This is a genomic window from Nitrogeniibacter mangrovi (assembly GCF_010983895.1).
Lineage (GTDB): Bacteria > Pseudomonadota > Gammaproteobacteria > Burkholderiales > Rhodocyclaceae > Nitrogeniibacter > Nitrogeniibacter mangrovi.
Genome location: NZ_CP048836.1, coordinates 399241 through 422761, shown reverse-complemented (window position 1 = coordinate 422761; position 23521 = coordinate 399241). Strand labels below are relative to the sequence as shown.

General features: G+C 71.1%; 22 protein-coding genes. 20 read left to right on the top strand and 2 right to left on the bottom strand.

Translation table 11 applies throughout. The annotated features are described in order from the left end of the window. Window positions 1-14 precede the first annotated feature (14 nt). From G3580_RS01865 to G3580_RS01775, 20 genes are all read left to right on the top strand, one after another. Complete coding sequence (locus G3580_RS01865; protein WP_173763645.1) at window positions 15-2129, top strand: TonB-dependent receptor plug domain-containing protein; 2115 nt, start codon at window positions 15-17, stop codon at window positions 2127-2129. Between the two features lie 16 nt (window positions 2130-2145). After that, window positions 2146-3102 (top strand): ABC transporter substrate binding protein, encoded by a 957-nt coding sequence (locus tag G3580_RS01860; RefSeq protein WP_173763644.1) that lies wholly within the window; start codon window positions 2146-2148, stop codon window positions 3100-3102. 31 nt (window positions 3103-3133) lie between these two features. Beyond that, the gene (locus tag G3580_RS01855) at window positions 3134-7639 is read left to right on the top strand and encodes an EAL domain-containing protein (RefSeq protein ID WP_173763643.1); all 4506 of its coding nucleotides are present in this window, start codon (window positions 3134-3136) and stop codon (window positions 7637-7639) included. 227 nt (window positions 7640-7866) lie between these two features. Next, window positions 7867-8112 carry an acyl carrier protein gene (locus G3580_RS01850; protein WP_173763642.1) on the top strand — a complete coding sequence of 82 codons (246 nt, stop codon included), beginning with the start codon at window positions 7867-7869 and terminating at the stop codon, window positions 8110-8112. Continuing rightward, entirely contained in the window at window positions 8109-9353 is a 1245-nt protein-coding gene (locus G3580_RS01845; protein WP_173763641.1) for a beta-ketoacyl-[acyl-carrier-protein] synthase family protein, read from the top strand. The genes G3580_RS01850 and G3580_RS01845 overlap by 4 nt, the downstream gene beginning before the upstream one ends. An 87-nt stretch (window positions 9354-9440) precedes the next feature. Next, a complete protein-coding gene (locus G3580_RS01840; protein WP_173763640.1) occupies window positions 9441-9728 on the top strand; it encodes a phosphopantetheine-binding protein in 288 nt (95 codons plus the stop codon). Further along, entirely contained in the window at window positions 9725-10423 is a 699-nt protein-coding gene (locus G3580_RS01835; protein WP_173763639.1) for a COG4648 family protein, read from the top strand. Before G3580_RS01840 ends, G3580_RS01835 begins: the two co-directional genes overlap by 4 nt. A 15-nt stretch (window positions 10424-10438) precedes the next feature. Further along, window positions 10439-11800: an AMP-binding protein gene (locus G3580_RS01830; RefSeq protein WP_217424584.1), complete on the top strand. Its 1362-nt coding sequence runs from the start codon at window positions 10439-10441 to the stop codon at window positions 11798-11800. After that, window positions 11797-12102 (top strand): hypothetical protein, encoded by a 306-nt coding sequence (locus tag G3580_RS19765; protein WP_217424583.1) that lies wholly within the window; start codon window positions 11797-11799, stop codon window positions 12100-12102. Before G3580_RS01830 ends, G3580_RS19765 begins: the two co-directional genes overlap by 4 nt. Beyond that, window positions 12099-13022 (top strand): LpxL/LpxP family acyltransferase, encoded by a 924-nt coding sequence (locus G3580_RS01825; protein WP_228720739.1) that lies wholly within the window; start codon window positions 12099-12101, stop codon window positions 13020-13022. The genes G3580_RS19765 and G3580_RS01825 overlap by 4 nt, the downstream gene beginning before the upstream one ends. Then, window positions 13019-13603 carry a LolA-related protein gene (locus G3580_RS01820; protein ID WP_173763638.1) on the top strand — a complete coding sequence of 195 codons (585 nt, stop codon included), beginning with the start codon at window positions 13019-13021 and terminating at the stop codon, window positions 13601-13603. The genes G3580_RS01825 and G3580_RS01820 overlap by 4 nt, the downstream gene beginning before the upstream one ends. Next, window positions 13600-15933, top strand: coding sequence for an MMPL family transporter (locus G3580_RS01815; RefSeq protein WP_173763637.1), 2334 nt, complete (start codon window positions 13600-13602; stop codon window positions 15931-15933). Before G3580_RS01820 ends, G3580_RS01815 begins: the two co-directional genes overlap by 4 nt. Beyond that, window positions 15930-16547: an alpha/beta fold hydrolase domain-containing protein gene (locus G3580_RS01810; protein ID WP_173763636.1), complete on the top strand. Its 618-nt coding sequence runs from the start codon at window positions 15930-15932 to the stop codon at window positions 16545-16547. The genes G3580_RS01815 and G3580_RS01810 overlap by 4 nt, the downstream gene beginning before the upstream one ends. After that, window positions 16544-17353, top strand: coding sequence for a polysaccharide deacetylase family protein (locus G3580_RS01805; protein ID WP_173763635.1), 810 nt, complete (start codon window positions 16544-16546; stop codon window positions 17351-17353). Before G3580_RS01810 ends, G3580_RS01805 begins: the two co-directional genes overlap by 4 nt. Then, on the top strand, window positions 17350-18090 hold the full coding sequence (locus tag G3580_RS01800; protein WP_173763634.1) for a class I SAM-dependent methyltransferase: 741 nt from the start codon (window positions 17350-17352) through the stop codon (window positions 18088-18090). Before G3580_RS01805 ends, G3580_RS01800 begins: the two co-directional genes overlap by 4 nt. Window positions 18091-18121: 31 nt before the next feature. After that, the gene (locus tag G3580_RS01795) at window positions 18122-19315 is read left to right on the top strand and encodes a beta-ketoacyl-[acyl-carrier-protein] synthase family protein (RefSeq protein ID WP_228720738.1); all 1194 of its coding nucleotides are present in this window, start codon (window positions 18122-18124) and stop codon (window positions 19313-19315) included. After that, window positions 19312-20127, top strand: coding sequence for a beta-ketoacyl synthase chain length factor (locus G3580_RS01790; RefSeq protein ID WP_173763632.1), 816 nt, complete (start codon window positions 19312-19314; stop codon window positions 20125-20127). The genes G3580_RS01795 and G3580_RS01790 overlap by 4 nt, the downstream gene beginning before the upstream one ends. Further along, window positions 20124-20591, top strand: coding sequence for a 3-hydroxylacyl-ACP dehydratase (locus tag G3580_RS01785; RefSeq protein ID WP_217424582.1), 468 nt, complete (start codon window positions 20124-20126; stop codon window positions 20589-20591). Before G3580_RS01790 ends, G3580_RS01785 begins: the two co-directional genes overlap by 4 nt. After that, entirely contained in the window at window positions 20588-21310 is a 723-nt protein-coding gene (fabG, locus tag G3580_RS01780) for a 3-oxoacyl-ACP reductase FabG (protein ID WP_173763631.1), read from the top strand. The genes G3580_RS01785 and fabG overlap by 4 nt, the downstream gene beginning before the upstream one ends. Next, window positions 21307-21993, top strand: coding sequence for a phosphatase PAP2 family protein (locus G3580_RS01775; RefSeq protein ID WP_228720737.1), 687 nt, complete (start codon window positions 21307-21309; stop codon window positions 21991-21993). The genes fabG and G3580_RS01775 overlap by 4 nt, the downstream gene beginning before the upstream one ends. Here G3580_RS01775 and G3580_RS01770 read toward each other — a convergent pair. Together G3580_RS01770 and G3580_RS01765 are read right to left on the bottom strand one after the other, a co-directional pair. After that, on the bottom strand, window positions 21990-22748 hold the full coding sequence (locus G3580_RS01770; RefSeq protein WP_217424581.1) for a glycosyltransferase family 2 protein: 759 nt from the start codon (window positions 22746-22748) through the stop codon (window positions 21990-21992). The genes G3580_RS01775 and G3580_RS01770 overlap by 4 nt on opposite strands. Further along, window positions 22745-23521: a lysophospholipid acyltransferase family protein gene (locus tag G3580_RS01765; protein WP_173763630.1), complete on the bottom strand. Its 777-nt coding sequence runs from the start codon at window positions 23519-23521 to the stop codon at window positions 22745-22747. The genes G3580_RS01770 and G3580_RS01765 overlap by 4 nt, the downstream gene beginning before the upstream one ends.

Here is a 23521-nt window from a genome sequence, read left to right as displayed (position 1 = left end):
ACCTCGAGGTTCGCATGGCAGGTATTCGCGCCCTGATTGCGGGTTGCGCCCTATTGACGATGACGGCAAACGCGGCGGCCGACACCGAGGCATTCGCCGACCCGGATCTGCTTGCAGCCTATGGCGGCAAGGACTTCGTGAGTATCGCCACCGGCAATGCCCAGCCCCTGCGGCGGGCGCCGGCGGTGGCCAGCGTCGTCACGCGGGAGGATATCCAGGCCTTGGGGGCACGAGATCTCGACGAGGCGCTGGCGGGCGTGCCCGGACTCCATGTCTCCCGGTCAAGCCTGATCTACAACCCCATCTACAGCTTGCGAGGCAACTTCTCGCAGTACAACCCGCAGGTCCTGCTGCTGATCAACGGCATTCCGATGACCAGCGTCTTCGCGGGCGACCGGGGCAACGCCTGGGGCGGCATGCCGGTGGACAACATCGAGCGCATCGAAATCATCCGCGGCCCGGGTAGCGCGCTCTATGGCGCCGACGCCTTTTCCGGCGTCATCAATATCATCACGCGCAGCCCGACCGGCTGGCAGGGCACGGAAGCCGGTCTGCGTATCGGCAGTTTCAACACGCGCGATGCGTGGGTCAATCATGCGGGACGAGCAGGGCCGTTCGCGCTCGGATTCTATGCGTCCTGGCAAAAAACCGACGGCGACGATCAGACGATGCCCTACGACGCGCAAAGTGGCATCGATGCGCGGCTCGGCACGCATGCCTCGCTTGCACCGGGGCCGCTGTCGCTTAGCCGCGAGGGTGTCGACCTGGCGCTGGACGTGGTGCTCAATGACTGGCAGTTCCGGGCTGCCGTGAAGGACCGTCGTGATCTCGGACTCGGCGCCGGGGTCGCCAGCGCGCTCGACCCCGTGGGCCGGGGGCGCTCCCGCCGGTGGACCGCGGACCTGACCTGGCATCCGAGTGATCTGGCACGCGACTGGGACGTCACCGTTCAGGCGACCTTTCTTCACATGACCGATTTTTCCAGGCTACGGCTCTATCCACCCGGCGCATTCAACACCTTTCCCGAGGGCGTGCAGGGGCGGCCCGACAAATGGGAGCGCCACGGAGGACTCTCCGCCGCCGCCGTGTACACGGGCTGGGCGGATCACCGGATGCGTTTCGGCGCGGGCTATCAGAAGCTCGATCTGTACAAGGTCCGCGAAACCAAGAACTACGCCCTGACCTATTTTCCGGGCATCGGCTACGTGCCCACGCCCCTGCCCACCGGCCTGACCGAGGTGGCGGCCGCGGATGCCTTCATGCGGCCGCACAGCCGCCAGGACCGCTACCTCTACGTGCAGGACGAGTGGAGCCTGTCGCGCAACTGGACGCTCACCTCGGGCGTGCGTCACGACGCCTACTCCGATTTCGGCCACACCACCAACCCGCGCCTGGCGCTGGTGTGGGACGCCGGCTATACGGTCAGCGCCAAGCTGCTCTACGGCCGCGCCTTCCGCGCGCCGTCCTTCGTCGAGCAATACAACATCAACAACCCGGTCGCCCTGGGCAATCCGGACGTCTCGCCGGAGAAGATGGAATCCTGGGAAGCGGCCGTCACCTGGCAACCGGACCAGGACACCGAGCTGTCCGCCAACCTGTTCCACTACACCATCCGCGACACCCTGCGCCAGGTGCCCAACAGCGATCCGACCACCGGGGCGACCGCGCAGAACACCGGTCGCGTCGTCGGGCGCGGTCTGGAGCTGGAGTTCAGCTGGCGCGCCAGCGCCCGGCTCAAGTTCGGTGGCTATTACGCCTACCAGTTCAGCCGCGACGAGGACACCGGCAAGGCGCCCGGCAACGCGCCGCGCCAGAGCGCCTACCTGCGTGCCGACTGGCGGCTCGCCCACGATATCGTCGTCACCCCCCGGCTCAGCTGGGTGGCCGACCGCAGCCGCGAGCCGACCCGCCCGAACGAGACCCCCGACACGCGCGCGGCGCTCTCCGACTATGCCCTCCTCGACGTGACCCTGCGCGCCGAGAACGTACTCAAGGATCTGGACCTGTCATTGACCGTCAACAACGTCGCCGACGCCAAGGCCTACGAGCCGAGCCCCGCGCCGGGCCTGGAAGACGACTTCCCGCTGCCGGGGCGCACGTTCCTGCTCTCGGGAACCCTCAGGTTCTGACACGTTGTTGCCGTCGATGCAGGCCCTTCTGCGCAGCCTCCTGCTGATCCTCTGCCTTTTCGCCACGCCGCCGAACGGCCACGCGGCGGACGCCACCGGCGGGCCCCGCAACGGGCAGATCGCCGTGCTCTACCCGGACCTGGGCGAGCCCTATCGCAGCGTGTTCCGCCAGATCCTATCGGGCATCGAGGCCAGCGCACCAGGACGGATCGTTCCCGTGGCCCTCGACGCGGCCATGACGCCCGATGCGCTCCGAAGCCGGCTCGAGCAGCAGTCCGTCGCGGCGGTCATCGCCCTGGGGCGCCACGGACTCCAGGCCGCCAGTGCCCTGCCCGACACCGTACCGGTGGTCGGCGGCGCCGTGCTCGCCCCGCCCAGCGACGGCCCACCCACCGGCACCATGATCAGCCTGGCGCCCGATCCACGGCTCCTGCTCGCGCATCTGAAACGGCTCGCACCGTCCGTCAAGCGGGTCTTCACGGTCTACTCGTCGCGCCAGAACGCCTGGCTCATCGCCATCGCGCAGCAGGCGGCCAAGGCGCATGGCATTGAACTGGTCCCCCTGGAGACCGACGATCTGCGCGCGGCGCTACAACGCTTTCACGACATCGCCGCCGAGGCCCGCTCGGGCACCGACGCCATCTGGCTGCCCCAGGACAACACCGTGCTCGATGACCAGGTCATTTTGCCTTTCATCCTTCAGCAAGCCTGGGACCGGTCGTTAATAGTGTTTTCCAGCACCTTGGCACACGTACGACGCGGCGCGCTGTTCGCCCTCTATCCGGACAACACCGACATGGGCCACCAGCTCGCCGCCGCGGCCCTCGAGCTGCTCGACGGCCGCGGCAAGCCGCGCGCCGTCCAGCCACTGCACGAGGTCCGCCTCGCACTGAACACCCGCACCGCCGGCCATCTGGGCCTCAACCTGGAGACCATAGAAAAAGATGTGGCACTGCTGTTTCCCGTTCGCTAAACCGGCAGCACGCGTGACCCCACCCTGATCGATGCCGGGTCTGATCGCCTATTTCCGTCGAAGCACCTTCGGCGCCCAGCTCAGCATGACCATCGCCTTCGGCCTGGTCCTGCTGGCGATCGTCGCGTCGGTGGCCAGTTCGGTGCGCGGCGATCGGCAGATCCGCGAAACCCTGATCCGCCAGGGCTCGAGCGTGGTCGCGAGCCTGGCCGACCAGAGCCGTCTGGCGCTGCTCTCGGCGGCGCCGGAGAACGCGGCCGCCGCGGTCGCCGCGACGCTGTCCTTCCCCGATGTGGTCGCGGTCCAGATCTTCGACGCCAGCGGCAAGGTGCTGGTCTCGCGCAGCAAGGAGGGGGCGCCGACCCTGTCGCTGCCGCCCATGCCGCGTCACCCGGACGGTCCCGGTGCTGCCATCGAGCTCGAAGACGATGCCATCTGGAGCTTCACCGCCGCCGTGGACATCACGCCCGAGGCCGCCTCCCCGTTCACCATGACCGAGGCCCCGAAGACCCAGCATCTGGGCACGGTCCGGGTGGTGCAGAGCAAGAGTGTCATCAACGCCCTGCGCCACGACCTGTTCGTCTCCAACCTGGCCATCTCGCTGCTTTTCGCTGCCCTGTTCGCGGTCCTTGTCGAAATCCTCTCGCGCCGTCTGACCCGGCCGCTGCGCGATCTGGCGCGCTCCATGGCCTCGGCCATGGCCGGCGAGCGTGGGGTGCGCGCCGACCTGGACGGCCCGCGCGACATCGCCGACATGGAACAGGCCTTCAACCGGATGATGGAGGAGCTCGAGGGCCGGGAGCACGAGCTGATCGCCGCACGCGACAGCGCCGTGGCCTACGCCAAGCTCAAGAGCCGCTTCGCCGCCACCGTCAGCCACGAGATCCGCACCCCGCTCAACGGGGTGATCGGCAGTCTCAACATGCTGCGCGCCAGCCGTCTGCCCGCCAAGGTGCAGCTGCTCACCGAAATGGCCTGGGACTCGGCCCGGCATCTGATCGACATGGTCAATGGCGTGCTCGATTTCTCGCGCCTCGAGGCGGGCAAGATCGAGCTCAACCAGACCCGTTTCGACCTGCGCCAGCTGGTCGAGGACGTGATCGACTCGCTCAGCCCGCAGGCCTATGAGAAGGGCCTCGAACTGGGCCACCACGTCGCGCCCGATCTGCCCACCGCATGGATCGGCGACGGCGACCGGCTGCGCCAGGTCGTCACCAACCTGCTCGGCAACGCGATCAAGTTCACCGAGCGCGGTGAAGTGTGGCTGCAGATCGACGGCTCGGAGGCGCCCCATGAGGGCCGGCACGACATCCGTCTGAGCATCTGCGACACCGGTCCGGGCATCGCCTCCGAACTGCACGACCGCATCTTCGACTCCTTCACCCAGGGCGACGCCACCCCCACCCGACGGCACCAGGGCAGTGGCCTGGGCCTGGCCATCAGCCGCCAGCTGGTTGACCTGATGGGCGGCACGCTGAGCCTGCAAAGCACGCCCGGCCGCGGCAGCCGCTTCGCCGTCACCATCCCCCTGCACGCCGCGCCGACGTCGCAGACGGCCCGCCCCCCGGCCATCGCCGAGGGCAAGCGGGTGCTGGTGATCGAGGAGAGCCGGATCGGCCGCGCCTACCTCGAGACGGAGCTGCCCCTGTATGGCGCCAGGGCGACCATCTGCGACACGCCCAAGTGCGCGGAGCAACAGATCGGCGCCGCAGAACAGGACGCCGCACCCATCGATCTGGTGCTGGCCGACGGCGCCATCCCCGCCGCCGATCTGCAAAAGCTGCGCAAGAGCGCAGCCTGCGCCACCGCCCGCTGGGTGCTCATGGCCCCCCTCGCCCGCGTGGGCGACGAGGACGACCGCCACTGGAGCGCGACGCTGGCCAAGCCGCTGCGGCGTTCGCGGCTGTCGGGCGTGCTGCGCCTGCTCGACGACGGCGCCGACGCGCATCCGCCCCCCAGCCTCGGTCGCGTCGGCGGCTTCAAGGTCCTGGTGGTGGACGACAACCGGACCAACCAGGTCATCGTGCGCAGCATGCTCGAGATGCTCGGCCTCAGCGTCGAGCTGGCCGCCGACGGCATGGCCGCGCTCGAAGCGCACGGCCGCGAGCGCTGGGATCTGATCCTCATGGACTGCCACATGCCCGGCATGGACGGCAACGCCGCCACCCGGGCGATCCGCGAGCGCGAGCGCCTGTGCGGGCGCCACACCCCGATCATCGCCATGACCGCCGACACCGCCCGCGAGGACGTCGAACGCAGCATCGAGGCCGGCATGGACGATCACCTGGCCAAGCCGCTGACCCTCGATGCACTGGCCGCCACCCTGCGTCGCTGGTTCGACATGCCCTTTGCCGTCCGCGCCCCCGGTGCCGCCGAGAGCGCCGAGAGCGCCGAGAGCGCCGACGACGAGCCGCCGAACGCCTCGGGCAGCCCGGTCGATCCCACCGTCCTCGAACGCCTGCGCGACGCCCTCGGCGGCGCTGTGGACAAGGCCATCCAGCCCTTCCTCGAAGACATGCCGCAGATTCTCTCGGCCCTGCAGGGTGCCGCCGCCGCGGGCGACCGGGCCACCCTCAAGAGCAGTGCGCACCAGATCAAGGGCGCGGCGGGCAACCTCGGCGCGGCGACCCTGGCGCAGAAGGCCGAAACCCTCGAACTGGAACTGGCCGACCCCGCGCTCGATGCCGTCGGCCTGGCCGCCGAGCTGTGCGCCGAGTACAACCGCGTCGCCGACGCCTTGCGCGACTTCCTCCCCGAACCCCTGACCACGCCCCCGGCGCCCTCCGACGCCAAGGCCCGTGTCCTGGTCGTCGACGACGATCGCAGCACCCGCTCGGCGCTGCGCTACGCGCTCGAATTGAATGGTTTCACCGTCGACGAGGCCGACAGCGGCGCCTCCGCCATCGACCTGCTCGCCAGCCGCGACCCCGATCTGGTGCTGCTCGACGCCGTCATGCCCGGCACCGACGGTTTCGCCACCTGCACCCGGCTCAAGGAGCTGCCGCAGGGCAAGGACATTCCGGTGCTGATGATCACCTCGCTGGACGATCGCCACTCCATCGAACGCGCCTTCGCCGCCGGCGCCAACGACTACATCACCAAACCGCTGCACCTGAACGTCGTCGTCCAGCGCGTGCGCCGCACCATCGATGCCAGCCGCTCCGAGCGTCATGTCCGCCACCTGGCCTATACCGACATCCTCACCGGCCTGCCCAACCGCACCCATTTCAAGGAGCACCTGCAACGCCAGCTCGAACAGGCCCGTGACCAGCACGCCCTGCTCGCGGTGCTGTTCCTCGACCTCGACCGCTTCAAGTTCGTCAACGACACCCTCGGCCACGAGGTCGGCGACCGCCTGCTCAAGACGGTGGGCCGCCGCATCGCCCACAGCGTGCGCACCGGCGACTGCGTCGCCCGCCTCGGCGGCGACGAGTTCACCGTCGTGCTCGAGAACCTCAGCTCGGCCTCGGTGGCCGCCGCCGTGGCCAACAAGATCGCCACCGATCTGGCCGCGCCCTACGTCATCGACGGCCACGACATCTTCGTGAACGCCAGCATCGGCATCGCCCTGTTCCCGCGCGACGGCACCGATCTGAGCACGCTGCTGCGCCATGCCGACACCGCCATGTACCGCGCCAAGCACTCCAAGCACAGCTTCGTGTTCTATGAAGAATCGATGGAAACCTCGGCCAGCGAACACATGCGGCTCGAGAACGACCTGCGCCACGCCGTCGAACGGCAGGAGTTCGAACTGCACTACCAGCCGGAGATCGACGCCGGCAGCGGACAGTTGATCGCCGCCGAGGCCCTGGTGCGCTGGCGCCACCCCACCCGCGGCCTGCTCGGCCCCAACGAGTTCATCCCCATCGCCGAGGAGACCGGTCTCATCCTGCCCATCGGCGAGTGGGTGCTCAGCGCCGCCTGCCTCCAGCTCAAGGCCTGGCGCGCCGCCGGCCAGCGATTCCGCGTCGCCATCAACCTGTCGGGCCAGCAGCTGCAGGACGAACACATCGCCACCACGGTCGAGCGCATCCTCGACCAGCACCAGGTCGCCACCGAAGACCTCATCGTCGAGCTGACCGAAAGTGTCTGGATGGACCGTCAGGGCGAAGCCATCGACAATCTCTACCGGCTCAAGCGCCTCGGCCTGCGGCTGGCGATCGACGATTTCGGCACCGGCTACTCCTCCCTGGCCTACCTCAAGCGCATGCCGGTGGACATCCTCAAGATCGACCGCAGCTTCGTCACCGATCTGGCCAGCGCCCGGGCCGACGCGGATACCGACACCGATGCCGCCATCGTGCGCGGCATCATCGCCCTGGCCCACAACCTCGACCTTCAGGTGGTCGCCGAGGGCGTGGAAACCCGGGCCCAGCACGATCTGCTCGCCGCCATGGGCTGTGACCTGATCCAGGGCTACCTGATCAGCAAACCCCTGCCCGCCAGCGAGTTCACCGCCCGGTTCGTCGCCCCGGCAGAGGCAAAAAGCAGCACGGAGAAGCACAAGCATCGGGTCGGCCCGACGCAGGGGCGCTGATCCCGGCGCCTGCGCCGACGGCCGCAAGGGATCCCGCGATCCCGGTTTTTCTGTCCACCGCTCGAGAAATCAGGCGGGCTCCGCCCTCGGACCACCAACGGCCCGGGGCCGGCGGGCATGAAAATTCCCCGGAGCCTGCGGGTATAATCCCGGCTTGATCGCATGGTGCGCGTTCGGTCGTGCGCCCCAGCCCCGAGTTGCCCGCCGGCACCCCGAATGGATTTTGCATGAACTCTCTGGACCTGATTCGTGATTTCGCCAAGAACCACGGCAACATCGCGCCCGAGACGGTCGTTCCCGAGGCCACCCTGGCCGACATCGGCATCGATTCGCTGATGCTGCTCGAACTGCTCTTCGATTTCGAGGAGAAGACCGGCATCACCCTGCCCAAGGACCTGCCCAACCCGACCACGGTCCAGGATCTCGTCACCCAGCTCGATCGCCTGGGCCTGCAGCCGACGTCGGGCTCATGAGTCGGCCCCGTCGAGTCGCGATCACCGGCATCGGTGTCGGTGGCCCCTGGGGCAGCGACGCCGACGCGCTGTTCACCCGGCTGCTGGCCGGAGAATCGGCGGTCGCACTGCATGAGCGGGACGAAGACCACCTGGCCATTTCCATCCCCGCGGTGCACTGGAGCGGCTTCGACCCTCTGGCGGAGCTCGGCACCCACATCTCGACCCTCGACCGCTCCGGCCAGCTTGGCCTGGTGGCGGCGCGGCGCGCCTGGGCGCAGTCCGGTCTGGCCCGCACCGAAGGACCGGACCCACGCGGTGCGGTCTATTGGGGCACGGCGCTGGCAGGGACGCTGACCTTCGAGCGCGGCTATCGCGAGATGTACGTGAACGGTCGCCGCCGCGTCCCGCCCCTGTCGCTGCTGCTGGGCATGAACAACACCGCCGCCTCGCACATCGCCATCGAGTTCGGCATGGCCGGGGCCTGCCTGACCTACACCATCGCCTGCGCGGCGGCGGCCACCGCCATCGGCGAAGGCTTCCGGCGGGTACGCGAGGGCCGCTCCGACGTGGTCATTGCCGGCGGCTCCGACAGCCCGATGTCGCTGGGCGTGGTGCGCGCCTGGGAAGCGCTGCGGGTGCTGGCCCCGGCCGAGCCCCATGGCGCCGCCGCAGCCTGTCGCCCCTTCGCCTCCGACCGCGCCGGTCTGGTCCTGGGCGAAGGCGGCGCGGCGCTGATTCTCGAGGACTGGGATCATGCACGCGCACGCGGCGCCACGATCCTGGCCGAACTGACCGGCTATGGCTGCAGCAGCGATGCCGAGCACCTGGTGCGGCCCTCGGCACGCGGACAGGTCGAGGCCATGCGCCAGGCCCTCGCGGACGGCGGCATGACCCCCGCCGACGTCGACTACGTCAACGCCCACGGCACCGCCACCCCCGAGGGCGACCCCATCGAGATCGACGCCATCGGCCAGGTCTTCGGCGCAGCGGCAAACACCCTGCCGGTCAGCGCCACCAAATCGATGCACGGCCACATGATGGGGGCGACCGGCGCCCTCGAGGCCATCATCTGCGTGCAGGCCCTGCGCCAGGGGCGGATTCCGCCCACCGCCCACCTGGAGACGGTCGATCCGGCCTGCGAAGGCGTGCTCCATGTGCGTGGCGGCGCCCTGGAACGCCCGCTGCGCGCCTGCCTGTCGAACGCCTTCGCCTTTGGTGGCAGCAATGCGGTGCTGGCTTTCCGTCGGGCGGAGGACTGATCCGCTTCAGCCGGGCCGCGCCAGCCGCTAAAATGGCGCCCTGACGCCCGCACCCGGGCATGAACGAATGGCATACCGAACCCCAGAATGAACGACACCGCCGCAAACCACCCCGCCGACGACGCTCTGATCCTCGAAGTGGCCGAACAGATCGTTGCCGCCCTCAACCTGGAGATGGCACCCGCCGACATCGAGGCGGAGGCGCCGCTCTATGGCGAAGGCCTGGGCCTGGACTCAATCGACATCCTCGAAGTGGCCCTGGTGCTGTCGAAACGCTACGGCTTTTCGCTGCGGGCCGACAACGAGGACAACGTCAAGATCTTCGCCTCGCTGCGCAGCCTCACCGACTACGTGGCCACCCACCGGACGAAATGACCGCGCGCGCAAGGCACCTGCTGCTGACCGTGGTCGCCGGGCTGCTGATCGCGCTCTACATCGGTCTGCTCCATCACTTCACCGCCGCGGGCACCCCGAGCCAGACCGGGGCGGCGCTGGCGCTGCTGCCCATGGCGCTGACCACGCTGTGGCTCGCCTGGACGAGCCGGCACCGACGGGTCGCACTCGCGCTGTGGCTGACCGGACTGGCCCTGCTCATCGGTTTCCGGCACGTGCTCGCGGCCCGCTTCGCCTACATCGAGCTGATCCAGCATGCCGGCACCTTCGCCTCGCTGGCGGGCCTGTTCGGGCGGACCCTGGGTGCGGGTCGCACGCCGATGGTGTCGCTGTTCGCGCAAACCGTCCACGGCCCCCTGGCGCCGCCGCTGGCGCGCTACACGCGCCGCGTCACCGTGGCGTGGACCGCCGTCTTCTGCCTCATGGCGGCGGCGTCGCTGGTGCTCTTCTTCAGCGGCCACGTCGCCTCCTGGTCGCTGTTCGCCAACGTGCTGACGCCGATCCTCATTCCAGCGGTGTTCCTGATCGAGTATCTGGTGCGCCGGCGTGTGCTGCCCGCGGCACTGCAGACGGGCCTGGTCGACTCGATCCGTTCCGCGTGGCCGGCCTTCGAACGCTGGAGTGCGCACCGCGAACACCTGCGCGCGACCTCGTCCGGCTCGCCCCGTCAGCCCTGAGCGCGGCACCGCCTCATGGATCGCCTGCCTCTGCTGACCCACCCGCACGACGACAGCGTCATCGCCTGGCGCGGCGGCGCGCCCGTCACCCGCCGCCGTTTCCTTGCCCATGCACGGGCGGTGGCCGAGGGCTTCCCCGCCGGCACCCACATCCTCAATGCCTGCAGCGACCGCTACCACTTCGCGCTCACCCTCGCCGCCGGCATGATGACGGGACGGATCAACCTGATGCCGTCCACCTACACCCCGGAGGCCGTCCGTCACATGGCGGCGTTCGCACCGGATGCCTTCGTGGTCAGTGAGGGAAACGATGCCCTCGCCGCCGCCCTGCCGCACAGCCCCTTTCCGGATCTGGCCGGCATCGACACGCACGACGCCCCCCCGGTGCCGGCGCTCCCGCCCGAGCAGGCCATCGCCTGGGTGTTCACCTCCGGTTCGACCGGCACCCCGGTCCCGCACCTGAAGACCTGGGGCAAGCTGGTCGCCAACACCCGCGCCGCCGCCCGTCAGCTGGGCCTGGCCGAACGCGCCCAAGGGGCCTTCAGCCTGCTCGGCACGGTCCCGCCGCAGCACATGTACGGGTTCGAGTCGACCATCCTGCTCGCGCTCCAGGGCGGCGGCGCGTTCGGCGCCGATCGTGCCTTCTTCCCGAGCGAGATCGCCGCCCAGCTCGCGGCCCTGCCCCGGCCGCGCCTGCTCGTGACCACGCCCCATCACCTGCGCACCGTGCTGCGTGCCGACGAGGCGATGCCCCCGGCGGATCTGCTGCTCAGCGCCACCGCCCCGCTGGACGAGGATCTCGCCGGCGCGGCCGAAGCGGCCTTCGGCGGCCCCTTGCTGGAAATCTACGGCAGCACCGAAACCGGCCAGATCGCCACCCGCCGCACGGCCGCCGGCGAGCCCTGGCAGCTGTTCCCGGACATCCGCCTGGAGGACCGGGACGCGGCCACCTGGGCGCTGGGCGGGCACATCGAACAGCCGGTCCCGCTGGGCGACCGCATCGAGCTCACCGGCCCCGGCCGCTTCCGCCTCGTCGGCCGCAACGCCGACCTGATCAACATCGCCGGCAAGCGCAGCTCGCTGGCCTACCTCGACCGCCAGCTGCAGGCCATCGACGGCGTCGAGGACGGTGCCTTCCATCTGCCGGACGAATCCGGCCGGGAGATCACCCGGCTGGCCGCCTTCGTCGTCGCCCCGGGTCTCACCGCGGCGCAGATCGTCGCCGCACTGCGCACCCGCATCGACCCGCTGTTCCTGCCCCGGCCGCTGGTCCTGCTCGACCGGCTGCCGCGCAACGCCACCGGCAAGCTGCCCCGCGACGTACGCGCCCGGCTGCTGGCCGAGACCCCCGGCCCCGAGGAGTCCGACACCCCATGAGCCCACCCCGACACACCGAGTTCGCCCTGACCGCCGACCATCCGGTGTTCGCCGGCCACTTCCCCGGCCACCCCATCGTGCCCGGTGCGCTGCTGCTCGACGAGGTGATCCGCCAGGCCAGCGCATGGCAGCCGGATACCGCCTGGCTGGTGCGCTCCGCCAAGTTCGTGCATCCGGCCGCACCGGACATGTCCCTGAGCATCCTCCTCACCCCGGCGGCCAACGGCCTCGAGTTCCGCATCGAGCACGAGGCCCAGCTCATCGCCGCCGGCACCCTGCAGCCACAGGCCGCCACCACGTGAGCGCACGCACCGATCCGGCGCAGGGCGCCTCGTGGCGCCACCAGCCCGAGCGCAGCAACCGCTTCGCCCTCGCGCTGATGCGCTGGATCGCGCTGCATCTGGGCCGGCGCGTCGCCCGTCTCGTCCTGTGGCCGATCACCGGCTATTTCCTGTGCTTCGGCGCCACCGCCCGGCGCGCCTCGCGCGCCTACCTGACGCGCGCACTCGGCCGCCCCGCGGGCTGGCGCGACGTCGGCCGTCACCTGTTCAGTTTCGCCGCCACCATCCTCGATCGCATCTACCTGCTCAACGACCGCTTCGACCTGTTCCGCATCGAGATCGAAGGCGAGGCGATGATGCGCCAGCGCTATGACGCCGGCCACGGCGCGCTGCTGTTCGGCGCCCACCTGGGCAGCTTCGAGCTCACCCGGGCGCTCGGCCGCCAGCTGCCCGACCAGCGCATCGCGCTGACCATGTACGAAGAGAACGCGCGCAAGATCAACGCCACCCTCGAAGCCATCAATCCCGCCGCACGGCCCGAGATCATCCCCCTGGGGCGGGTGGACACCATGCTGCAGGTGCGCGATGCGCTCGAAGCGGGCGCCCTGGTCGGCCTGCTCGCCGATCGCAGCCTGGGCGACGAGCCGACCCGCCGGCTGCCGCTGCTCGGCGACCCCGCGGCCCTGCCTGTCGGCCCCTTCCGCATGGCCGCCATGCTGCGCCAGCCGGTCATCTTCATGGCCGGGCTGTACCTGGGCGGTAACCGCTACCGGATCCGCTTCGTGCCCATCGCCGACTTCGGCGAGTGCGCGCCGGCACAGCGCGAGGCGGCCATCGATGCGGCCATGGCGCGCTATGCCGCCGAGCTCGAACGCTGCTGCCGCGAAGCCCCGCTGAACTGGTTCAATTTCTTCGACTTCTGGTCCGCCCGCCCGCAATGAGCGTCCGCCGCCTCATCCTGATTCCGCTGCTGTTCCAGATCGCCACCGCCGCTGCTGCCGCCACCGGCTGGACGGTCGATCGCCTCATGCACACCTTGGCGCAGAATGCCGGCGGCACGGTGCACTTCACCGAGCGCAAATACCTGGCCATTCTCGATACCCCGGTCGAGTCCACCGGCACCCTGGTGTATCGCCGTCCCGACCACCTGGAACGCCATGCGCTCACGCCGCGGCCCGAATCCATGGTGCTCGACGGCAACGCGCTCACCCTCACCCGCCCCTCGGGCAGCCTGCACATGGACCTGCGCGACTACCCGGACGCCGCCGCCCTGATCGAGAGCATCCGCAGCACCCTGGCGGGCGACCGCGCGGCCCTGGAGCGGAACTACCTGCTCACCCTGAGCGGCTCGCAACATGCCTGGACCCTCGACCTGTCCCCCTCGGACACCCGGATCGCCGCCCTGGTCGTGCGCATCCGCATCGAGGGCCATGGCGGCCAGATCGACACCGTGAGCGTGCTGCAGGCCGACGGTGACCGCTCCGAGATGCGCATCACCCCGATCCCGGCGGCGGGCTCATGAAGCGGCGCACCCCGCTCATCGTCTGGCTGCTGGTGCTGCTGGTGTGCGCCGTGGGCGTCTCGCGCACCCGCTTCACCGCCGACCTGTCCGCCTTCCTGCCCAGCGCCCCCACCGAAGCGCAGGCGCTGCTGGTGGACCTGCTGCGCGACGGCGTCGCCTCGCGCATGCTCCTGATCGGCATCGAGGGCGGTGACGCCGGCGCGCGCAAGCAGGCCTCCCAGGCGCTGGCCGGCGCCCTGCGCGCCTCGCCCGCCTTCGTCGCGGTGAGCAACGGCGAATCCATCGGCACCGACAAGGATCAGCGCTGGCTGTTCGATCACCGCTACCGGCTCAGCCCGGCGGTCACCCCCGAGCGCTTCAGCGTCGCCGGACTGCATGCGGCCATCGCCGAGAGCATCGACCTGCTCGCCTCCTCCGCCGGCCTGCTGCTCAAGCCCATCATCGCCCGCGACCCGACGGCCGAGACACTCCAGGTGATCGAGCATTTCAGCCGCTACCGCGACGCGCCGACGCAGGCGGGCCTGTGGACCTCGCGCGACGGCGCCCGCACCCTGCTGCTGGCGACCACCGCGGCCTCGGGCGCCGACACCGACGGGCAGGCCGCCGCCATCGCCACCCTGCGCGCCACCTTCGCCCGGCTCACCACCGGCGCCGGGCACGAAAACCTGCGCCTGCTGGTGTCCGGACCCGGGGTGTTCGCGGTCAATGCCCGGGCCACGATCAAGGACGAGGTGGCGCGCCTGTCGAGCACCGGCGCGGCCCTCATCCTCATCCTGCTGCTGCTCATCTACCGCTCGCCCACCGCGCTGCTGCTCGGGCTGGCGCCGGTGGCCACCGGCGCGCTGGCCGGCATCTGCGCGGTGAGCCTGGGCTTCGGCCAGGTCCATGGCATCACCCTGGGCTTCGGCCTGCCTCTGCTCGGCGAGGCGGTGGACTACGCCATCTACTACTTCATCCAGCGCGACGGCGCCGATGCCGGACGCTTCTGGCGCACCATCCGCCTCGGCGTGCTGACCTCGGTCTTCGGTTTCGGCGCCCTGCTGGTCACCGGCTTCCCGGGCCTCGCCCAGGTCGGCCTGTTCTCCATGACCGGCCTGGTCACGGCCGTGCTGACCACCCGCTATGTGCTACCCGCCCTCACCCCCGCGCGCTTTGCCATCCGTGACGTGAGCGTGCTGGGACGCGGCCTGCGCTGGCTGATGGGCCGGAGCCGCCGGGTGGGCCTGCTGCCCCTGGTCGCCGGTGCGCTGGCGGCGGCGACGCTGTATGTCCATCGCGACCACCTCTGGCACCACGAGCTCGGCGCCCTCAGCCCGGTCCCCGAAGCCGACCAGCAACTCGACGCCCGCCTGCGCCAGGATCTGCCCGCTCCCGACGTGCGCTTCCTCGTCGTCGCCTCGGCGCATGACGCCGACACCGCGCTGGCCCGCGCCGAGGGGCTCGGCAAGGTGCTCGACCGCCTCGCCGCCGACGGGCGCATCGGCGGCTTCGACAGCCCGGCGCGCTTCCTGCCCAGTCGGGCCACCCAGGCGGCACGCATCGCCGCGCTGCCCGATGCCGACACCTTGCGCACCCGGCTGGCGGCCGCTACCGCCGACCTGCCCCTGCGGGCCGACAAGCTGGGGCCCTTCATCGACGATGTCGCGGCTGCGCGCCACGCGCCAGCGCTCACCCGCGCCAGCCTCGACGGCACCGCACTGGCCCTGGCGGTGGACGCCATGCTGATCCACCACGACAGCACCTGGCGGGCCCTGATGCCGGTGCGTGCCGTCGACGACGCCCACCCCATCGATCCACGGGCGGTGCGCGCCGCACTGGAGGCCAGCGGCGTGCCCGACGCGGTCTTCGTGGACATCAAGTCCGAGTCGGAGCGGCTCTACGCCGGCTACCTGCACGAGGCACGCACGGCCGCCGGCGGGGGCGTGCTCGCCATCCTGATCCTGCTCGCCATCGCCCTGCGCAGCCCCGCGCGCCTGCTGCGCCTCGCCCTGCCGCTGCTGGCCACGGTGCTGGTGGTCATCGGCGCCCTCAGTCTCGCCGGCGAGCGCCTCACCCTGCTGCACCTGGTGGGCATGCTGCTGGTGGTGGCGGTCGGCTCCAACTACGCCCTGTTCTTCGATGCCGGCGAACACGGCACCGACGGCCCCTCGCTGCGCACCCTGGCCTCCCTCGTGGTCGCCAACCTCACCACCCTGGCCGGCTTCGGCATCCTCGCCCTGTCCTCGGTGCCGGTGCTCCACGCCATCGGCATCGTGGTCGGCCCGGGGGCGCTGCTGGCGCTGGTGTTCTCGGCGCTGATGCATCCGGCCACGGGGCCGCGCCGCACATGAGCCTCCCCGCCGACACCCGGGTCGTGCTGCTGCCCGGCGCCTACGACACCCCCGCCGATTTCCTCACCCATGGCTTCGACGCCGCCGCCCGCGCCGCGGGGGTGGACCTGCACACCCACCCGACCGATCTGAACGCGGTGGCCAGCGGCGCCCTGGTGCACACCCTGCATGAGGCCGTGATCGCCCCGGCCCGGCGCGCCGGAGTGCGTCGCCTGCTGCTCGGCGGCATCTCCATCGGCGCACTCACCGCGCTGACCTACGCGGACACCTACCCGGACGGCGTGGACGGCCTCGTGCTGCTGGCCCCCTACCCGGGCAACCGGATGATCACCGGCGCCATCACCGCGGCCGGCGGCCTGCGCCACTGGGACGCCGGCGGCCTCGCGCCGGACGAGGGCGAGCTGCGCGGCTGGCGGGCGCTGCAGACCCTGGCGCGCCGGCAGCCACCGCCGGTGTGGCTCGGCTACGGTCGCCAGGACCGCTTCGCCCCCGGCCATGCGCTCATGGCCGAGGTGCTGCCGCCGGACCGGGTCGCCACCGTCGACGGCGGCCATGACTGGCCCACCTGGCGACAGCTGTGGGACCGCCTGCTCGCCACGGGGCTGCGGCCATGAACTCGCCGCGACCGTGGCGGCCCGGAGCGCTGCTGTGGGGCTCGGCGCTGCTGCATGTCGCGGCGCTCGCCGGCGTAGCGCTCGCCCCGGCCGCCTGGCCCTGGGCGCTGGGCGCGGTGATCCTCAACCACGGGCTCATCACCGCCGTCGGCCTGTGGCCGCGCAGCACCTGGCTGGGCCCCAACCGGATCCGCCTGCCGGCCACCGCCGCCGCCCGCCGCCAGATCGCCATCACCATCGACGACGGCCCCGATCCGGCGGTCACGCCGGCGGTGCTGGACGTGCTCGAGGCCCACGGCGCCCGCGCCACCTTCTTCTGCATCGGCACCCGGGCGCGCGCGCATCCGGCGCTCATCGCCGAGATCGTCCGCCGCGGCCATGAGCTCGGCAACCACAGCGAACACCACCGCCACCATTTCTCACTGCTCGGCCCGGCCGCGCTGACCCGTGAAATCGGCGCCGCCCAGGCGACCCTGCACGCACTGGGCGGACGCGCGCCGGCCTTCTTCCGCGCCCCCGCGGGCCTGCGAAACCCCTTTCTCGAACCGGTCCTGGCCCGCCTCGGGCTGCACCTGGCGAGCTGGACCCGGCGCGGCTTCGACACCCGCGAGACGAACGCCGACACGATCTTGGCGCGCCTGACCCGGCACCTGGCGGCGGGCGACATCCTGCTGCTGCACGACGGCCACGCCGCCCGCTGCGCGGCCACCGGCGAGCCGGTCATCCTGGCGGTGCTGCCGCGCCTGCTCGCCCGCTGCGACGCCGCCGGGCTCACGCCGGTCACCCTGTCGCAGGCCATCGGGTGAGCTTCGCGCTGACGCCGCTGGTCGCGCGGGCCGCGGCCCCCTACCGGCCCCGGGGCCCGTTCGCCTGGCATTTCGCCCGTGGCAAGCTCGCCTGCGACCCGATCTTCGCCGGCCTGATCCAGACGGGCCTGTTCGCCGCCCCCACCCGCATCCTCGACCTGGGCTGCGGCCAGGGCCTGCTGGCCAACTGGCTGGACGCCGCCGCCCATCTGCAGCCGACCGGCGCGCTGCCGGCGCACTGGCCCGCGGTTGCCCGCTTCAGCCACTATCGCGGTATCGAACTGGACCTGCGCGAGGTCCGTCGCAGCGCAGGAGCGCTGCCGCCCGATGCCCGGGTGGAGCGGGGCGATCTGCGCACGGCGGCCTTCGGTCGCGCCGACCGCGTCATGCTGCTCGACGTGCTGCATTACATGGATCCGGACGCCCAGGTCGCGGCCATCGACAAGGCGCGTAGTGCCCTCGACACCGGTGGCGTCCTGATGCTGCGGGTCGGCGATGCCGACGCCGGCTGGCGCTTCCGCATCGCCGACCTGACCGACCGGGCCGTCCTGCTCGCGCGCGGGCGGCGCCCGACGGGCCTGCACCCCCGTCCGCTCGCCGCCTGGATCGATCTGCTCGAAGCCCGCGGCTTCACCGTCGAGATCGCACCGATGAGCCGGGGCACGCCATTCGCCAACGTGTTGCTGATCGCCCGCGCCACGCCCGATCGACACGATGCCCGCGGGGTGCTTTGCTAGAATGCGCACACACCCACCGATGACCCGCGCCGTGAAACCCCTGCACCTGAGTCACTACACCGCAACGAGTTGCATCGGCACCGGCCTGGCGCCGATGCGCACCGCGTTGTCGGCCGCGCGCAGCGGCCTGGCACCCTGCGCGTTCGAGACCGTGGACCTGGCCACCTGGATCGGGGAGGTGCCCGACGTGGACCGGGTACGGCTGCCGCCGGATCTGGCCCATTTCGACTGCCGCAACAACCGCCTCGCGTGGCTGGGCCTGCAGCAGGACGGGTTCTTCGAGGCCGTACGCGCCGCCGCCGACCGCTGGGGGCCGGAGCGGATCGGCGTGTTCCTGGGCACCAGCACCGCCGGCATCCTCGATACCGAGCAGGCGTATCGTCGGCGCGATCCGGCCTCGGGCGCCCTGCCGGCCGATTACAACTACCAGGGCAGCCACAACGTGTTTTCGGTGGCCGACTTCGTGCGCGCCGCCGCCGGGCTGCATGGCCCCGCCTTCGTGGTCTCGTCGGCCTGCTCGTCGAGCGCCAAGGTGTTCGCCGCCGCCCAGCGCATGATCGCCACCGGCGTCGTCGATGCCGCCGTCGTCGGCGGGGTCGACTCCCTGTGCCTGACCACCCTGTACGGCTTCAACTCGCTGGAGCTGACCGCGCCGCAGGCGTGCCGCCCCTTCGACGCCGGGCGCAAGGGCATCTCCATCGGCGAGGCCGCCGCCTTCGGCCTGCTCACCCGCGAACCGACCGCCGCGGACGATCGCATCGTCCTGCTCGGCTATGGCGAATCGAGCGACGCCCACCACATGTCCTCGCCCCACCCCGAGGGCCGTGGCGCCCATCAGGCCATGTGCGCCGCGCTGGCCCGGGCCGGTCTGACGGCCGACCGGATCGACTACATCAACCTGCACGGCACCGGCACCCCCAGCAACGACGCCGCCGAGGGCACGGCGGTCGCCGCGCTGTTCGGCGACCGGGTAGCGGCCAGTTCCACCAAAGGCGCCACCGGCCACACCCTGGGCGCCGCCGGCGGCCTGGAGGCGGTCATCTGCGCCATCGCCCTGAACGACGGCCTGCTGCCCGCCAACGTGGGGCTCGAAACCCCCGACCCGGCCATCCCGATCCGGCTGCAGCGCACCAGCGAACCGGCCCGGCTCACCCGCGTGCTCTCCAACTCATTCGGTTTCGGCGGCACCAACGCCAGCCTGATCCTGGCCCGGGAGGACGCATGAGCACCCTGCACGCCAGCCTGCGCGCCGTCGGCGCCATCGGCCCGGGCTTCGACGACTGGCCCGCGCTGCTCGCCCGTCTGAGCACGCGCACGGCGCCGGAGGCGACCCCCACGGTCATCCCGGCGCTGAGCGCCTTGCCACCCGCGGAACGGCGCCGGGTCGGCAAGGTGGTCAAGCTCGCCATCGCCACCGGCCTGCAGACCTGCGCCGCGGCCACGGTCGATCCGGCGACGCTGAGCTCGGTGTTCGCCTCCTCGGGCGGCGATGGCGACAACTGCCACGCCATCTGCGAGACCCTGGCCTCGGACGACCGGCTGATCTCGCCGACCCGCTTCCACAACTCGGTCAACAACGCCGCCTCCGGCTACTGGGGCATCGCCACCGGTGCCCAGGCCCCGTCCACCATCGTGTCGGCCTACGACGGCAGCTTCGCCGCCGGCCTGCTCGAGGCGGTGGTGCAGCTGCAGGCCGAGGGGCTGGAGCAGATCCTGCTGGTGAGCTACGACGCGCCCTATCCCCACCCCCTCAGCGAAGCACGCCCGATTGTCGACGCCATGGGCGTGGGCCTGGTGCTGGCGCGCATGCCGGGCTGGAACGACATCGCCCGGCTGACGATGCAGATCGAGGACACCACGCCAAGCACGCTGGCCGACGCCCGGCTCGAGCATCTGCGCACCGGCATTCCCACCGGCCGCGCCCTGCCCCTGCTCGCCGGCGTGGCCCGCATCCTCAACGGCGGCCACCGCCAGCGCTGCGTGCTCGAACACTTGGCGGGCAGCCACCTGGGCATCGACATCGAGGCCGCCGCGTGAGCGCGCCGATCCACGACCGCGACTGGATCGCCACCCGGATTCCCCACACCGGCAGCATGTGCCTGCTCGACACGGTGGAGGCCTGCGACGAGGCGCGCATTCGCTGTCGCGCCAGCAGTCATCGCGATCCGGCCCATCCGCTGCGCAACGGCGAGCGCCTCGGCGCCGCGGTGGGCGTCGAGTACGCCGCCCAGGCCATGGCCGTGCACGGCGCCATCCTGCAGCCGCCGACCGAGCGCCCCCGCGTGGGCTTCCTCGCCAGCGTGCGCGGGGTCGAGCTGCTCGTGGACCGGCTCGACACCATCGACGCGCCGCTGTGCGTGGAGGCCGAGCGCCTGTCGGGCAACGAGTCCACCATCCTCTACCGCTTCGAGGTCTCCGCCGACGGCCAGGTGCTGCTGCGCGGCCGCGCCGCGGTGATCGTCGCCCCCCGGCTGCCGGGCGCAGCCGGAGACGCGGCATGAGCCGGCGCGCCCTGGTCACCGGCGGCAGCGGCGGCATCGGAGCCGCCATCTGCCGCCGCCTCGCCGCCGACGGCTGCCATGTCCTCATCCATGCCAACCGCCATCGCGAGGCCGCCGATACCCTGGCCGAGGCGCTGCGGGCCGAAGGCGGCTCGGCCGAGGTGGTCTGCTTCGACGTCACCGATGCAGCAGCCACTGCCACGGCGATCGACAGCCTGCTCGAGGGCGGCCCGGTGCAGATCCTGGTGAACAACGCCGGCATCCATGACGACGCGGTCTTCCCCGGCATGTCCGACGCCCAATGGACGCGGGTGATCGACGTGAACCTCAACGGTTTCTTCCATGTCACCCAGCCGCTGACGATGCCGATGATCCGCACCCGCTGGGGGCGCATCATCACCATCACCTCGGTGGCGGCCATCGCCGGCAATCGGGGGCAGACCAATTACGCTGCCGCCAAGGGCGCCCTGCATTCGGCCACCCGGACCCTGTCGCTGGAGCTGGCCAGCCGCGGCATCACCGTCAATGCGGTGGCGCCGGGCGTGATCGAGACCGACATGAGTGCGGGCAGCTTCCCACCCGAGACCCTCGCCCGCCTGGTGCCCATGAAGCGTGCCGGCCGGCCCGAGGAAGTGGCCGACCTGGTGGGCTTCCTGGCCTCCGACCAGGCCGCCTACATCACCGGGCAGATCATCTCCGTCAATGGCGGGATGATTTGAGACCGGCCGGCACCGTCGCCACCGCCGCGCTGCCCGCCCCGGGCTGGTTCGGGCGCCTGTTCGCGCGCACCCGCCGCCATGCCCCGCTCAAGGCCGTGGGCACCACGGTCTACATCACCGCCTTCTTCGTCGCCTACTTCTGGCTGCTGGAGAATCCGCGCGTCCCGCCCACCGTGATGCCGCTGACCGCGCTGGACCGCGCCGTGCCCTTCTCCACCGTGTGGCTGCCCGCCTACCTGTCCCTGTGGCTGTATGTGTCGCTGCCGCCGGCCTTCATCGAGACGCGCCGCGCGCTGGTGGGCTACGGCATCGCCATCGGCGCGGTGTGCGTGCTCGGTCTGGGCAGTTTCGTGCTCTGGCCCACGGCGGTCCCGCCCCATCTGGTGGATCTGGCGAACACGCCGGAGATGGCCCTGCTGCAGGGCATCGACGCGACCGGCAACGCCTGCCCGTCGATGCATGTGGCCACCGCGCTGTTCTCCGGCCTGTGGCTGCATCGGCTGCTGGCGGAAGTGGGCGCGCCGCGCGCGCTGCGCCTGGCCAATCTGCTATGGGGCGTGGCCATCGTGTATTCGACCCTGGCGATCAAGCAGCACGTGGCCATCGACATGCTCGGCGGCCTCGTCCTGGGGGGGCTGGGTGCCTGGGGGTCGCTGGCCTGGTACGGGCGCCTGAGCCGTTAGCCGCGCAGGCGCCGCCACGCCAGCACCGGCAGGCGCAAGAGGAAACCCAGGAACAGCCGGGTGTGCATCCAGGTGAGCAGCTTGTTGTCGCGCCAGTAGTTGAAGTGCGACACCCCGCCCTCGGCCGCGCTCAGGTACTTGACCGGCGCCGTCAGGTTGAGCGGCCTGACGCCGCGCCAGGCCAGGCGCACCACCGCCTCGGGGTCGAAATCGAAGCGACGCATCCAGCGTTGCCCGTGCATGATCGCGCGCAGCGGCGCGACCGGATAGACGCGGAAGCCGTACAGCGAATCGCCGATCCCGGCCCACAGGGTCTCCAGGTCGGCCCAGGCGTTCGACACCTTGCGTCCCCGCACCCGCAGCAGCGGCGCGCTGGCGTCGAACACCGGTTTGCCGAGGATCATGGCCTCCGGCCGGGCCTGCGAGGCGGCCATGAATTCGCCGATGAGATGGGCCGGGTGCTGGCCGTCCGAATCCATGGTGAGCACATGGGTGAAGCCCTCGGCCGCAGCCGCATCGAGCGCATGGAGCACCGCCGCGCCCTTGCCGCTGTTGCGTGCCAGGCGCAGCACCCGCAGGCCATCGTCCGCCGCCGCCAGGGCCTCGAGCTGTTCGCCGGTGCCATCGGTGCTGCCGTCCACGACCACCCACACCGGCGCCCAGTGCGCCCGCGCGGCGCGCACGGTGTCGAACACCACGCGGCCGGGGTTGTAGCTCGGGATGACGACGAGATGGGTGGTGGACGGCGGCATCATGGACAGGGCACGGGGGGCGCCATGGCGGATTCGGCCAGCGCGCGGGTGAAGTAGGCCTCGAGGCGGGCGGTGAATTCGGCCACGTCGCCGGGCGGGTCGAAGCGTTCGCCGAGGCGCACCCGGTAGCGGATCGGCATGCGCGGCTGGCGGAACACCGGCCAGCCCTTGCACAGGAAGGCCGAATCGGTCTCGATGATCAGGGTCTGCACCGGCACCTGCGCGCGCTGGGCGATGAGCGCGGTACTTGGCGTGAAGCGGTTGAGCGGTTTGGCGACGGTGCGGGTGGCTTCCGGAAACAGCAGCAGGTGGCTGCCGGCGCGCAGGTTCTCCACCGCCGTGAGCACCATGCCCACCGACGGCTCGTTGCGCACATAGCGGGCCAGGCGCGCCGCGCCGCCGAACAGCGGGTTGCGCATCAGCGCGGTCTTCATCACGCAGGCCACGTCCGGCAGGCGCGAGAGGATCAGCGGCGCGTCGATCAGACAGGGGTGGTTGGCCACCAGGATCAGCGGGCCGCCGTCACGCAGCGCGTCGAGGGCGTCGAGCTCGAAGCGGCAGGCCCGGATCAGACTGAGCCAGCGCAGGTAAACATCGAAGCCGAAGCGGATCGCCCGCCGCCCCAATGGCCGCCCCAGGCGCGCGGGCAGGACCAGATGCAGCAGGCTCGCGAGCGGAAACCAGCCCAGCCCGAGCACGCCGAGCATGCCCAGCCCGGCGTGGAAGCGCAGCCGTTCGCGCAGGCCGACGAGCAGGGGGAGCACCGTGTGACTCAT